We start from the raw sequence: 12664 nt of genomic DNA on the forward strand, positions 1-12664 counted from the left end.
CTCCTTCACAGATGGCGGCGTCGGGTGGAGACGTGCCGTTCGTACAGCTCACGTGCCTTGACCGCGGACGATCGGGTCGCGGTCGCGGCCACAGGTACATCCCACCAGGCCTGCGCGGGAGGCGCGCCCGACACTGTGTCTGCGGTTTCGGTCTCCACGTAGACACATGTGGGAGTGTCGGCCCCCCGCGCCACGGCGAGTGCCTCGCGCAGGTCGCTGACGGTCTTCGCGCGCAGCACGCGCATGCCGAGGCTGGCCGCGTTGGCGGCGAGGTCGACGGGCAGCGGGGCGCCGGTGTAGGTGCCGTCGTCCGCCTGGTGGCGGTAGGCCGTGCCGAAGCGCTCGCCGCCCACCGACTCCGACAGGCCGCCTATCGACGCGTACCCGTGGTTCTGTATCAGCACGACCTTGATCGCGATGCCTTCTTGTACGGCGGTCACGATCTCCGTCGGCATCATCAGATACGTGCCGTCGCCGACCAGCGCCCACACCGGGCGGTCCGGCGCGGCCAGCTTCACGCCGATCGCGGCCGGGATCTCGTAGCCCATGCAGGAGTAGCCGTACTCCAGGTGGTACTGGTCGAACGACCGCGTCCGCCACAGCTTGTGCAGATCGCCGGGGAGCGATCCGGCCGCGTTGATGAGGATGTCCGACTCGTCGACGATCTCGTCCAGCGCGCCCAGGACTTGGGGCTGTGTCGGTCGTACGTCGGGTTCCTCCGCCTCGTAACAGGCGTCGACGCGTTGCTCCCAACGCTCCTTGTCCTCGCGGTACTCGGCGATGTACGACGGGGTGACCCGGTAGGCGTCCGGGCCCAACTCCCTTGCCAGCGCGGTGAGTCCGCTCCTGGCATCCGCGATCAGTGGCTGTCCGGCGAGCTTGTGGCCGTCGTAGGCACCGATGTTGAGGTTGAGGAAGCGGACGCCGGGGCGTTCGAAGAGGGTGTGGGAGCCGGTGGTGAAGTCGGTGTAGCGGGTGCCGATGCCGATCACCAGGTCGGCCAGGCGGGCGAGTTCGTCGGCGGTCGCGGTGCCGGTGTGGCCGATGCCGCCGACGTCCTGGGGGTGGTCGTGGTTCAGGGAGCCCTTGCCGGCCTGGGTGGAGGCGACCGGGATGCCGGTGGCCGACGCGAACTCCGCGAGGACCGCCTCCGCACGGCTGTGGTGGACTCCGCCGCCCGCGATGATGAGCGGCCTCTTGGCCTCGCGAACTGCCCTTACCGCTTCGGCGAGTTCGGCCGGGTCGGCGGCCGGTCGCCTTACGTACCAGGTGCGTTCGGCGAAGAACTCGTCCGGCCAGTCGTACGCCTCGGCCTGAACGTCCTGCGGGAGAGCGAGAGTTACGGCTCCGGTCTCGACGGGGTCGGCCAGTACGCGCATGGCGTTCAGGGCGGCGGGGATGAGCGCTTCCGGCCTGGTGATGCGGTCGAAGTACTTCGACACCGGGCGCAGGCAGTCGTTGACCGAGACGTCGCCCGCGTACGGGACTTCGAGCTGCTGGAGTACCGGGTCGGCGACGCGGGTGGCGAAGGTGTCGCCGGGGAGGAGCAGGACCGGGAGGTGGTTGATGGTGGCGAGGGCGGCGCCGGTGACGAGGTTGGTGGCGCCGGGGCCGATCGATGTCGTAACGGCGTGTGCCGCCAGGCGATTTGACTGACGCGCGTAGCCGACTGCCGCGTGGACCATGGACTGTTCGTTGCGGCCCTGGTGGTACGGCATGTCGTCGGCGTACTCGATGAGGGCCTGGCCGAGGCCGGCCACGTTGCCGTGGCCGAAGATGCCCCAGGTCGCGTCGATCAACCGCCGCCGTACGCCGTCGCGTTCGGTGTACTGGACGGACAGGAACCGTACGAGTGCCTGTGCGACCGTCAGCCTCGTCGTCGAGGTCATCGGTAACCACCTGTGCTTTCAACGTGGTCCGGGTGGAAGCAGATCCGCCACTCCCTCGTTCCACCCGGCCCCGCCATGACGTTCAGGTAGTACATGTCGTGACCCGGCTGGGCGATCGACGGGCCGTGCCAGCCATCGGGCACGAGCACGGCGTCGCCGGAGCGGACCTCCGCGAGGACGTCGGATCCGCCCTCACGGGAGGGGAATACGCGCTGATAGCCGAAACCGTTCGGGCCGTCGATCTCGAAGTAGTAGATCTCCTCCAACTCGGCTTCCTCGCCCGGCCGTTGTTCGTCGTGCTTGTGGGGCGGGTACGAGGACCAGTTGCCGCCGGGGGTGATCACCTCTACGGCGATCAGTTTGTCGCAGTCGAAGGCGTCGGCCGAGGCGAAGTTGCGGACGCGGCGAAGGCAGGTGCCCTCGCCGCGTCGTTCCACCGGAACCTCCGGCGCGGGGCCGTAGCGAGCGGGGAGTCGTCGCTCGCACTTCGCTCCTGCCAGGGCGAAGCGGCCTCCCGCGCCGGAGGCGATCTTGGCCTGGGCGTCGCGGGGCACGTACGCGAAGTCGGTGACTCCGGCGAACACGCTTTCCCTGCCCAGGAGTTGGAACTCTTCGTCCGCAATTCGCACGGTACATCCACCGCTGAGCGGAAGCACGATCCACTCGCTGTCACCGGTGGTGAAGTGGTGTGTCCCGCCCGGCTCCAGCTCGACGACCCGCAGACTGCTGTGGGTCCATCCGGCCCGCTTCGGGTCGATGTCCACGGCGTACTGCGCGTTGGCGGCGGAGCCCTTGGGAACGTACAGCTCGGGGACGTACGGCTCGGCGGTCGTCGTCATAACGCGGCCCTCACAGCAGTCCTACGGCGGTGTCCACGGCGGCGGCGACGTCTCCGTCCGCCGGGTAGAGCAGCGAGCGGCCGACCACCAGGCCGCGCACGGTGGGGAGTTGGAGGGCGCCGCGCCACTTCTCGTAGGCACCGTCCTGGTCGTCGCCGACCTCGCCGCCGAGAAGCACGGCGGGGAGGGTGGAGGTCTCCATGACCCGGGCCATGTCGTCCGGGTTCTCGGTGACGGGGAGCTTGAGCCAGGTGTAGGCCGAAGTGCCGCCCAGGCCCGAGGAGATGGCGATGGACTTGATGACGGCATCGGCGGAGAGATCGTTCTTCAGCCTGCCCTCGTCCGTGCGGCGGCTGATGAACGGCTCGACGAACAACGGGAGTTGACGCGCGGCCATGTCGTCGATGGCGCGGGCGGTGGACTCCAGGGTGGTGAGGGAGCCCGGGTCGTCGTAGTCGATGCGCAGGAGGAGCTTGCCCGCGTCGAAGTTGAGGCGCTCGATGTCCTGGGCGCGGTGGCCGGTGAAGCGGTCGTCGAGTTCGAAGCTCGCGCCCTGGAGGCCGCCGCGGTTCATCGAGCCCATGACGACCTTGCCGTCGAGGGCGCCGAGGAGGAGCAGGTCGTCCAGGATGTCGGCGGTCGCGAGGACGCCGTCGACACCGGGCCGGGACAGGGCGAGGCAGAGGCGTTCGAGCAGTTCGGCGCGGTTGGCCATGGCGAACTTGCGGTCGCCGACGCCGAGCGCGCCGCGGGCCGGGTGGTCGGCGGCGACGATCATCAGCCGGCCGGCGTCGTTGAGCAGCGGGCGCCGGACGCGCCGGGCGGCGGCCTCGGCGATCGCCTCGGGGTGCCGGGCGCGGACGCGGACGAGCTCGGAGATGTCGACGCGGGGGCCGGTGCCGGTGCCAGTGCTGGTGTCGGTGCTGCCTTCGTGGCCGGAGATGTCGTCCCCGCCGTCCTGGCCGCCGTGCGCGTGCGTCACACCGTCCCCGCCTTCGTACTGGCCCTCGAACTCTCCCCCGTGCTCGGCGCCCGCCACGCGGCCGGCCCTCACAGCACCGCTCCGGCGGCGATCGCGCCCTCGACCTCGGCGACCGTGGGCATCGCGGAGGAGCACTCCAGGCGGGAGGCGACGATCGCGCCGGCCGCGTTGGCGTGCCGCATGATCTTCTCCAGGTCCCAGCCGGACAGCAGGCCGTGGCACAGGGAGCCGCCGAAGGCGTCACCGGCCCCGAGTCCGTTGAGGACGGTCACGGGCAGCGGGGGCACCTCGGCGGTCGTACCGTCGCGGTGCACGGCCAGGACGCCCTTGGGGCCCTGCTTGACGACGGCGAGTTCGACCCCGGCGTCCAGGAGCGCGCGGGCGGCGGCGTGCGGTTCGCGTACGCCGGTGGCGACCTCGACCTCGTCGAGGTTGCCGACGGCGACAGTGGTGTGGCGCAGGGCCTCTTCGTAGAAGGGGCGGGCCGCGCTCGGGTCCTTCCAGAACATGGGCCGCCAGTCGAGGTCGAAGACCGTCGTACCGGACTTGGCGCGATGGGCGAGGGCCGCGAGCGTGGCCGTACGGCTCGGCTCCTCGCTCAGGCCCGTGCCGGTGATCCAGAAGATGCGGGCCTCGTGGATCGCGTCCAGGTCGAGGTCGTGGGCGTCGATCTCCAGGTCCGGGGCCTTGGGCTGCCGGTAGAAGTACAGCGGGAAGTCGTCCGGCGGGAAGATCTCGCAGAAGGTGACGGGGGTCGGCAGGCCGGGGAACGGGGTGACCCAGCGGTCGTCGACGCCGAAGTCGCGCAGCGCCTCGTGCAGGTAGGTGCCGAAGGGGTCGTCGCCGGTGCGCGAGACCAGGGCGACCTCGCGGCCCAGCCGGGCGGCGGCGACCGCGACGTTCGCCGCCGAGCCGCCGAGGAACTTCCCGAAGGTCGTCACCTGGGGCAGCGGCACGCCCGTCTGCAGCGGATAGAGGTCCACCCCTAGCCGCCCCATGGTGATCAGGTCGTACGCCATCGACTTCCCTTCGCGCCCTCGCGAGCGGACCCCCTGAGGACCGGATGCGGAGCGGCTTCGTTTCGGCTCTCCACGGTTTGTAGTCCCGTGCCCCGAGCCCTGTCAATGTTTTGTCCAGACATTCGGACGAGACGGGGGTGTGTTGGGGGTAAGGGCTTGCATTGCGACGGCCATGACAGGTCGTTTCGTCGGGTGCGGGTCCGGCTGCGGGTCCGGCTGCGGTTGCTCGCGCCCACGCGGCGGAGCCGCACGTCGATACAGCCCCGCGCCCCTTTCGGGGCGCTGTCGTCCCGTAGGACTATGAGCGGATGTCTGTTGCTGCCGTGCACATCCGGCGCGGGCACGGGGCCGATGGGTCCTGGGAGACCGTGCTCGGGTCGCCGCATGCCCGGCTGCGGCCCGGGGTGATCAGTTATCGGGGGATGCGGCTCGACCTGGCGCGGCCCCGGGCGCGGCTGGAGGCGCCGATCGGGGCGGCGACGCTGCTGCTCGGGTTCGAGGGGTCGGTGCGGATCTCGCGGGCGGGGCGGCCTACGGCGACGCTGGGGTCCGTGTTCTGCGGGCCTACGACCACTGCGGCGCTCGGCGAACACAGCGGGCGGCTCGCGGGAGTTGAGGTCCTGCTGATGCCGTGGGCGGCGTTCACGCTGTTCGGCACGGCTCAGCACGAACTCGCCGACCGGGTGGTCGATCCGGACGAACTCCCGCACGTACTCGGCTCCCGCTGGGCCGGGATCGGCGAACTGGCCGCCGCGCTCGCCGCGTTGCCGACCTGGACGGCCCGATTCGAGCTGCTGGACGACGTGTTGACCCGCTGGACGGCGGCAGGTACGCCGAGTTCGGAGCGGGTGGTGCGGGCCTGGTCGGAGCTGGTGCGGACCCGGGGCGCGGTGCCGGTGCCCCGGCTCGCGGACGAAGTGGGCTGGAGCGTCCGGCAGTTGGAGAACCGTTTCCGGGAACAGATCGGCCTCGGCCCCAAGGCGGCGGCACGGGTACTGAGGTTGCAACGGGCCCGGCGGCTCCTCGCGTCCGGCCGCAGCCAGGCGGAGACGGCGGCGGTCTGCGGCTTCTACGACCAGGCACACCTGAGCGGCGAGTTCAGGGCGATGACGGGGTGTACGCCGGGGCAGTTCGCGGTGGCGCGGGTGAGTCCGGCGGCGGCGCGGTCCGGGATGCCGGCCGGGGACCGGATGACGGGCGAGGCGACGAGTCTGCTGATCGCCCCGGGCCGCGGTGCGGATTTCTCCAAGACCGGCCGAGCACGTTGATGCAGGCTGAGCGCCTGGCCGGTTGATCCCTGGGGACCCGAGGGTCTTCAGCGGGCTACCGGCCCGACGGGGGATGCGGGGGCAGCGGGCCGGACCCGACGCAGCGGGTCCGGCCCGCCTTGGTCGGGGGTGGGGGCGCCTTGCCGGGGCGGAGGCGGGGCGGGGGATCCGGCCTACCTCGCTGGGGGCCAGTACGGGAGATCTGGGGCCCCCACGCCAGGGCCGGCGCGGGAGGTTCGGGCCTCCTCGGCCGGAGCCGGCGTGGAAGATCTGGCCCACCTTCGCCGAGGCCAGCACGGAAGATCCGGGCCGCCTTCGCCGAGGCCGGCGCCGGAGGTCAGAGCCGCCTTGCCGCCCCGCGTCAACGCGTCCAGCCCACCTCGCCACCCCGCTCAGCCCGCCTTCGCCGGGGCCAGCGCGGGAGATCCGGCCCGCCTCGCCGCCCCGCCTCAGCGCGTCCGATCCACCTCACCGCCAGCACACCCCCGCCCCACACGTCAACGCGCCGCGCCCCCGCGCCCGCGTGCGCCTTTGCGTCACGTGTGTCACAAAAGCCTCCCTTGTGTCACACATATCGCGTGTACGCGGGTTTTGCGTCACACCCGGTCGACAGGCGCTTCCCGTCCCTCACTGTGTGTCGTTCACCCGGCACAGGCTTGTGATCGCCAGCGCAGCGCACGGCTCCCCCGACGGCCGCCCCCGGCCGCCGCCGCGGCGCGCGCAGGGAGGTGCACTCATGACCGACCGACGGCTCTGGTCGTACAAGGAAATCGCGGCCCACATCCGGGTCCAGCCCGACACCGTCCGCTCGTACCGCAAGCACGGCCTGCTGCCCCCGCCCGACCACGTGGAGAGCGGCAAGCCGTTCTGGTACGCGGACACGGTCCGGGCGTGGGTCGCCTCCCGGCCGGGCAACCGGGGTCGCAGAGACGACTGAGCCGAGCGGGTACGCCGACGCGGTGCCGGGCGCCCGGTACCGCGTCCGTCCCTCCGGTCGCGTCCGCGGGCGATCGATTCGGCTGCCGGTACGACCGGCCGTGGCCGGGGATCCCTCGGTGAACCTCTCCGCCGAACCCGTCCTCACCGGTGAGAAGACCGTCCTCCGCCCCTTCACCGCGCCGGACGCCGCATCGCGTCCAGTCGGAGGTCTGCGGCCACAGTCAACGCGCCCGGCGGGTGTACGAGAAGGTCGGGTTCGTGGTCGAAGGCGTGTGGCGCGAGGCTCAGTTGCGGGACGGGGAGTGGGTCGACGAGGTGGTCGTGGTCGTACTGGATCGCGGGTGGAGCGTGCATCGCGGATATTCCGGGCCCGCCCTCAACTCCACGGCTCGATGACCGTCACCCCCGCCCCCGGTGCCGTGCCCATCGCGGCCAGTGCCGCCGGGGTCTCCTCCAGGGTGATCGTGGCGGTGGTCAGGAGGTCCGGGCGGAGTACTCCCGATCGGACCAGTTCCAGCATGGGCGGGTAGGTGTGGGCCGCCATGCCGTGACTGCCGAGGAGTTCGAGTTCCAGGGCGATCGCGCGGGCCATGGGGACCGGGGTCGTGCCGGACGGGGAGGGGAGGAGGCCGACCTGGATGTGGCGGCCTCGGCGGCGCAGGCCGTTCACCGAGGCGGCGCAGGTCGCCGAGGAACCCAGGGCGTCCAGGGACAAGTGGGCGCCGCCGCCTGTCAGTTCGCGTACCGCCCGCGCCGTGTCCGGGGTGCTCGCGCCGTCCACGCACTCCGCCGCCCCGAACTTCCTTGCCAGCGCGAGCGCTTGGGGTGAGATGTCGACCGCGACGACCCTGGCGCCCGCGGCCGCCGCGATCATCACCGCCGACAGGCCCACTCCCCCGCAGCCGTGCACCGCCACCCACTCCCCCGGCGCGACCCGGCCCCGCTGCACCACCGCCCGGAACGCCGTCGCGAACCGGCAGCCCAGCGAGGCCGCCGTCGCGAAGGTCATCTCGTCCGGCATCGCGACCAGGTTCACGTCGGCGTGGTCCAGGGCGACGTACTGGGCGAAGGAACCCCAGTGCGTGAAGCCGGGCTGGGTCTGCCGCTCGCACACCTGCTGGTCGCCCGCGGCGCAGGCGGGACAGGTTCCGCAGGCGCACACGAACGGGACGGTGACGCGGTCGCCGCGGTGCCAGGCCGTTACCCGGGGGCCCACCGTCTCGACCACGCCGGCCAGTTCGTGGCCCGGGACGTGGGGCAGGGTGATGTCCGGGTCGTGGCCCTGCCAGCCGTGCCAGTCGCTTCGGCAGAGGCCGGTGGCTTCGACCCGGACGGTCACGCCGTGGTCTGCGGGATGGGGGTCGGGTACGTCGCGCACCTCGGCGGGTTCACCGTATTGCTCGAACACCACCGCTTTCATTCGGGCTCCCATCGTCGTTGCGGTCTGCGGGTACATCGTGGCTGGTCGCGCCCCGCGGCGGAGTCGCAGATTGATACAGCCCCGCGCCCCTGGGTGGGTTCTCTCCTCCCTCGCTGACACCGAACCGTTCGTGGAAGCGTCGCAGCGGACCCGGCGCCCACCAAGTCGCCCTTCCCGTCAGTCTCATCACCGCCGGGACCAGCAGGCTCCGGACGATCATCGCGTCCATCAGTACCGCGAGGGCGATGCCCAGGCCCAGCATCTTGGTGTTGGTGACCCGGGACGTGCCGATCGCGATCATCACCACCGCGAGGATGACGGCGGCGGCGGTTATCAGGCCGCCTGTCCGCTGGAGGCCGTGGCGGACCGCCTCGTTGTGGTCGCCCGTGCGGTCGTACTCCTCCTTGATGCGGGAGAGCAGGAACACGCCGTAGTCCATGGAGAGGCCGAAGGCCACGCAGAACATGAGGACGGGAAGGGTCGTCTCTATGGAGCCGGTGCTGGTGAAGCCGAGGAGGCCGGAGAGGTAGCCGTCCTGGAAGACCCAGACGACCGCGCCGAACATCGCCGTGAGGCTGAGCGCGTTGAGCAGGACCGCCTGGATCGGGATCAGCACGCTGCCGGTCAGGAGGAAGACCAGGAGCAGGGTGACCACGGCGATGAGGGCGGCGGCCCAGGGCAGGCGGGTCGCTATCGCGTGCTTGGAGTCGACCAGGACGGCCGCCGTGCCGGTCACCTTGGTGGTGAAGGGGGCGTCCGTGGCGCGCAGGTCGCCGACCAGGCGTTGGGCCGCGGCGTCGACCGCCTCGCCCTTGGGCAGCACCGTGAAGTACGCCGAGTCGCCCTTCACCAAGGGGCCGTCCACCCGTGTCACCTCTGGGAGTTGGGCGATCCGGGACTTGTACGCGCTGTACTGCGCCTGTGTCGCCCGCCCCTCGGCGAGCACTTCGAGGCCGCCACCAGGGTTGCCCGGGAAGCCGTCGCGGATGTGCTGCTGCACGACGTGCGACTCGGCGCCCGAGGGCAGTTGGCGGTCGTCCGCGGTGCCGAACCTGACGCCCAGGAAAGGCAGCCCGAGGAGGACGAGGACGGCTGTGGTGGCGAGGGCGAAGAAGGGGGCCCTGCGCATCACCAGGCTCGCTGTGCGCGCCCAGCCCGTGCCCTCCTCGCCGGAGACCTTCGCCGGGCGGCCTCGGCGGAACAGGCGCCGTAGATCGAGGGAGTTGACCCGGTGGCCGAGCAGCAGCAGGGCCGCCGGGAGGAGGATCAGGGCGGCCGCCGCGGCCAGGAGGACCACGGCGATGCCCGCGTAGGCGAAGGAGCGCAGGAAGTACATCGGGAAGACCAGCATCGCGGCCAGGGAGACCGCGACCGTGAGGGCGGAGAAAAGCACCGTGCGACCGGCTGTGCGCAGGGTGGTGGCGATGGCCGTCAACGGGTCGGCGCCGGTGGCCAGTTCCTCGCGGAAGCGGCGGACGATGAACAGGGCGTAGTCGATGGCCAGTCCGAGGCCCAGGGCCGTGGTGAGGTTCATCGCGAAGACCGAGACGTCGGTGAACTCCGTGAGGCCGCGCAGCACCGCGTTGGTCCCGAGGATCGCGACGATGCCGATGCCCAGGGGCAGCAGGGCCGCGATCGCTGAGCCGAAGACCATCACCAGCAGGAGCAGGGTCAGCGGCAGGGCGATCATCTCGGCGCGGGCCAGGTCCTCCTTGATGATCGTCTGCATCTCGTGGCGGACCGCGACGATGCCGCCGACCTTGACGTGCACCGGGCCGTGCGTGCCGCGAAGGGCGGGGGCGATGCGGTCCAGGGTGTCGTTCGTCGCCTTCTCGTCGCCCGTGAGGTGCGCGGCGATCAGCGCCTCGTGACCGTCCTTCGCGCGCAGGGACGGGGATCTGGTCTGCCAGTAGGAGCCGACACCGGTGATGCCCCGCTCGCTCGCCAGGCGGGCGGTGAGGCGGGCGGCCTCGGCGGTGACCGCCGGGTCGTCCACCGAGGCGCTGCCGGAGTCGACGAGCAGCAGGAGGTTGGGCTGCGAGGCCGGGAACTCGCGCTCCAGCGCCTTGGTCGCGTACGTCGACTGGGCGTTCGGGTCCTCCCAGCCGCCGCTGCCCAGCCGGTCGGCGACCCCGCTGCCGGCGACCACGGCGAGCGCGGTGAGCACCAGGGCCACGAGCAGCGACAACCGGGGGCGGGCGGTCACGAAACGCGTCCATCCCCCGAGCCGCGGCGGGCTGTTGACTTCGGTCATCGTGCGGTGCTCCCCTTCACCTTGACCCGGCCTCCGAGCGGAGCGGTGGCATGGGTCGGCCCTGCAATAGAATGGGAAACACGAGACACCGCTCGCGTTTCGCCGGAGCCCCAGAATGCGAGCGACCGCTCGTGTTTGTCAACGCCGTTCGGAGAGCTGGGGATAACTCGTGCCCGTGGACCAGGAGAAGACAGGCCCCCGCCGCCAGGCCCGCGGCGAGCGCCGCATCGCCCAGCTGCTGGAGGCCGCCGCCTCCGTCTTCTGCACGACGGGCTACACCGCGTCCAGCACCAACGCCATCGCCCGCGAGGCCGGCGTCTCACCGGGCACGCTCTACCAGTTCTTCCCGAACAAGGAAGCGATCGCGATCGAGCTGGGCGACCGGCTGCTGCACGAGATGCGGGACATGTACGGCGAGGCGCTCGCCCCGGTCGACCCGTCGACCCCGCTGGAGGAGGCGGTCGGCGCGGTGGTCGACCGTTTCACCGCGTTCAACTGCCGGCACCCGGTGTTCTTCGCCCTGATGCACGGCCCGGACATCCCCGGCCGGCTCGCCGAGGACCACGACGCGCTGCACGCGAACCTGCTCACCGGGATAGAGACAGTGATCGCGGTGTTCCTGCCCGACGCCCCCGCCGCCGACGTCACCCGCACCGCCCGCATGTGCCTGGGCCTCTACAAGGCCGGCCTCGAACTGGTCCTCTCCCACGAGGGCGCCGAGCGCGAGGCCTACATCCAGGAGCTGAAGAAGGTCCTGATCCGCTATCTGGCGCCGGTGGTCGCCGAGAACCGGGCCCCGGGGGACCTCACCACGACTCGGACCCCCTGACGGCCTCCTCCGCCACCGGCCGCTCCCCCCGCAGCCGCAGCGCGACCAGCGGAAACACCAGCACCGACACCATCGCCGCCCCCACCAGCGCGGCCGCGTCCGACGACTTCAACACCTTGTCGTCGACCCCGATGGTGGTGATCGCGACGACCAGTGGCAGCGCGGTGGACGCGAGGAGCGTGAGGGCGCGCCGGTCCCGTCGTACGAGATCGCGCGGGGCGAGGACGTAGACCGGAAGGCCGCGGACGAGCAGGAAGAGGGCCAGGAACACCGGGAGCAGGAGCAGGGCGCGGCCGCCGGACAGCAGGGCGTCCAGGTCGAACTCGATGCCGGTGACCACGAAGAACACCGGTACCAGGAAGCCGAAGCCCATCGCCTCCACCTTCTCCAGGACCGAACCCGCGCTCTCCGGGGCCGCGCCGTGCAGCACCAGGCGGGTGATCAGGCCGGCGGCGAAGGCGCCGAGGAGGGTGTCGAGGCCGAGGGCCTGGGAGATGCCCAGCATGACCGCCAGGAGGAGGACCACCAGTCGTACGGCGAACTGGCCGCTGCTGTGCAGGGTCTTGGCGATGATCCGGGAGAACCACGGCGGGCGGGGGCGCAGCGCCCACCACACGGCCGCGGCGGTGAGCAGGGCGAACGCGGCCAGGAGTGCGGTGGAACGGCCCGGTGCGCGGCCACTGAGCAGCAGCGCCATCGCGATGACCGGCCCGAACTCCCCCACCGCGCCGACCGCCAGCATCACGGAGCCGAAGCGCGAGCGCAGGTCCCCGGCGTCGCGCAGCACCGGCAGGACCGTGCCGAGGGCGGTGCTGGTGAGGGCCGTACCGATGTAGACGCCCTTGGACCAGCCGGAGAGGAGGGTGGCCAGGGCCAGGCCCACGGCCAAAGAGATCAGCCACGCGCGTACCGACCGTTTGAGCGTGTCCCCCCGGATCCTGTCGAACTCGATCTCGTACCCGGCGAGGAAGATCAGCATCGTCAGGCCGAGGTCGGAGAGGGTGTCGATCACCTGTCCGTCGCCCGCCCAGCCGAGTACGTCGGGACCGACGAGGATGCCCAGGAGGATCTCGAAGATGACCAGCGGGACGGGGAGCCGGCGGCCGATCGCGTAGGCCAGCAGGGGGGCCAGTACGGCGATGGCCATGATCAGGATGAGCGTCCCGGACTGCGACATGAGGCGTATCTACCATAAAGTGCCGGTAAATCTGCCCTGTAGGAGTAC

11 protein-coding genes are annotated in these 12664 nt (G+C 71.3%); 3 read left to right on the top strand and 8 right to left on the bottom strand.

Going from position 1 to position 12664, the window contains the following annotated elements; genetic code table 11:
• Positions 1-5: 5 nt before the first annotated feature.
• The 4 genes from iolD to iolC all read right to left on the bottom strand — a co-directional run bounded on the left by iolD (position 6) and on the right by iolC (position 4729).
• Entirely contained in the window at positions 6-1889 is a 1884-nt protein-coding gene (gene iolD / locus OG496_RS22350; protein WP_405972145.1) for a 3D-(3,5/4)-trihydroxycyclohexane-1,2-dione acylhydrolase (decyclizing), read from the bottom strand.
• Positions 1886-2728 (bottom strand): 5-deoxy-glucuronate isomerase, encoded by an 843-nt coding sequence (iolB, locus tag OG496_RS22355; protein WP_405972146.1) that lies wholly within the window; start codon positions 2726-2728, stop codon positions 1886-1888. The genes iolD and iolB overlap by 4 nt, the downstream gene beginning before the upstream one ends.
• A 10-nt stretch (positions 2729-2738) precedes the next feature.
• Entirely contained in the window at positions 2739-3671 is a 933-nt protein-coding gene (locus OG496_RS22360) for a deoxyribose-phosphate aldolase (RefSeq protein WP_405976676.1), read from the bottom strand.
• A 107-nt stretch (positions 3672-3778) separates the two neighbouring features.
• The gene (iolC, locus tag OG496_RS22365) at positions 3779-4729 is read right to left on the bottom strand and encodes a 5-dehydro-2-deoxygluconokinase (RefSeq protein ID WP_405972147.1); all 951 of its coding nucleotides are present in this window, start codon (positions 4727-4729) and stop codon (positions 3779-3781) included.
• A gap of 422 nt (positions 4730-5151) precedes the next feature.
• Here iolC and OG496_RS22370 point away from each other — a divergent pair, with 422 nt between their 5' ends.
• On the top strand, positions 5152-5997 hold the full coding sequence (locus tag OG496_RS22370; protein WP_405976677.1) for a helix-turn-helix domain-containing protein: 846 nt from the start codon (positions 5152-5154) through the stop codon (positions 5995-5997).
• 736 nt (positions 5998-6733) lie between these two features.
• Entirely contained in the window at positions 6734-6934 is a 201-nt protein-coding gene (locus OG496_RS22375; protein ID WP_200691293.1) for an AlpA family transcriptional regulator, read from the top strand.
• Between the two features lie 173 nt (positions 6935-7107).
• Here OG496_RS22375 and OG496_RS22380 read toward each other — a convergent pair whose 3' ends face one another.
• From OG496_RS22380 to OG496_RS22390, 3 genes are read right to left on the bottom strand one after another with little or no spacing between them, the layout of a single operon-like run.
• Positions 7108-7290, bottom strand: a complete 183-nt coding sequence (locus tag OG496_RS22380; protein ID WP_405972148.1) for a hypothetical protein — start codon at positions 7288-7290, stop codon at positions 7108-7110.
• A 22-nt stretch (positions 7291-7312) separates the two neighbouring features.
• Positions 7313-8356: a zinc-dependent alcohol dehydrogenase family protein gene (locus OG496_RS22385; RefSeq protein ID WP_405972149.1), complete on the bottom strand. Its 1044-nt coding sequence runs from the start codon at positions 8354-8356 to the stop codon at positions 7313-7315.
• Positions 8325-10610: an MMPL family transporter gene (locus tag OG496_RS22390; RefSeq protein ID WP_405972150.1), complete on the bottom strand. Its 2286-nt coding sequence runs from the start codon at positions 10608-10610 to the stop codon at positions 8325-8327. The genes OG496_RS22385 and OG496_RS22390 overlap by 32 nt, the downstream gene beginning before the upstream one ends.
• 169 nt (positions 10611-10779) lie before the next feature.
• Between OG496_RS22390 and OG496_RS22395 the strand changes: the two genes are divergently transcribed.
• Positions 10780-11439, top strand: a complete 660-nt coding sequence (locus tag OG496_RS22395) for a TetR family transcriptional regulator (RefSeq protein ID WP_405972151.1) — start codon at positions 10780-10782, stop codon at positions 11437-11439.
• Here OG496_RS22395 and OG496_RS22400 read toward each other — a convergent pair.
• Positions 11417-12616, bottom strand: coding sequence for a cation:proton antiporter (locus tag OG496_RS22400; RefSeq protein WP_405972152.1), 1200 nt, complete (start codon positions 12614-12616; stop codon positions 11417-11419). The two genes, OG496_RS22395 and OG496_RS22400, sit on opposite strands and share 23 nt — an antisense overlap.
• Positions 12617-12664: the final 48 nt, after the last annotated feature.

The organism is Streptomyces sp. NBC_00988 (assembly GCF_045162645.1).
Taxonomy (GTDB): domain Bacteria; phylum Actinomycetota; class Actinomycetes; order Streptomycetales; family Streptomycetaceae; genus Streptomyces.

What these genes read in the sequence shown, in the direction of transcription:
- iolB (WP_405972146.1), bottom strand. Translation starts at nt 2,728, where the DNA reads ATGACGACGACCGCCGAGCCGTACGTCCCCGAGCTGTACGTTCCCAAG.
- OG496_RS22370 (WP_405976677.1), top strand. Translation starts at nt 5,152, where the DNA reads ATGCGGCTCGACCTGGCGCGGCCCCGGGCGCGGCTGGAGGCGCCGATC.
- iolD (WP_405972145.1), bottom strand. Translation starts at nt 1,889, where the DNA reads ATGACCTCGACGACGAGGCTGACGGTCGCACAGGCACTCGTACGGTTC.
- OG496_RS22385 (WP_405972149.1), bottom strand. Translation starts at nt 8,356, where the DNA reads ATGAAAGCGGTGGTGTTCGAGCAATACGGTGAACCCGCCGAGGTGCGC.
- OG496_RS22400 (WP_405972152.1), bottom strand. Translation starts at nt 12,616, where the DNA reads ATGTCGCAGTCCGGGACGCTCATCCTGATCATGGCCATCGCCGTACTG.
- OG496_RS22375 (WP_200691293.1), top strand. Translation starts at nt 6,734, where the DNA reads ATGACCGACCGACGGCTCTGGTCGTACAAGGAAATCGCGGCCCACATC.
- iolC (WP_405972147.1), bottom strand. Translation starts at nt 4,729, where the DNA reads ATGGCGTACGACCTGATCACCATGGGGCGGCTAGGGGTGGACCTCTAT.
- OG496_RS22380 (WP_405972148.1), bottom strand. Translation starts at nt 7,290, where the DNA reads ATGCACGCTCCACCCGCGATCCAGTACGACCACGACCACCTCGTCGAC.
- OG496_RS22390 (WP_405972150.1), bottom strand. Translation starts at nt 10,610, where the DNA reads ATGACCGAAGTCAACAGCCCGCCGCGGCTCGGGGGATGGACGCGTTTC.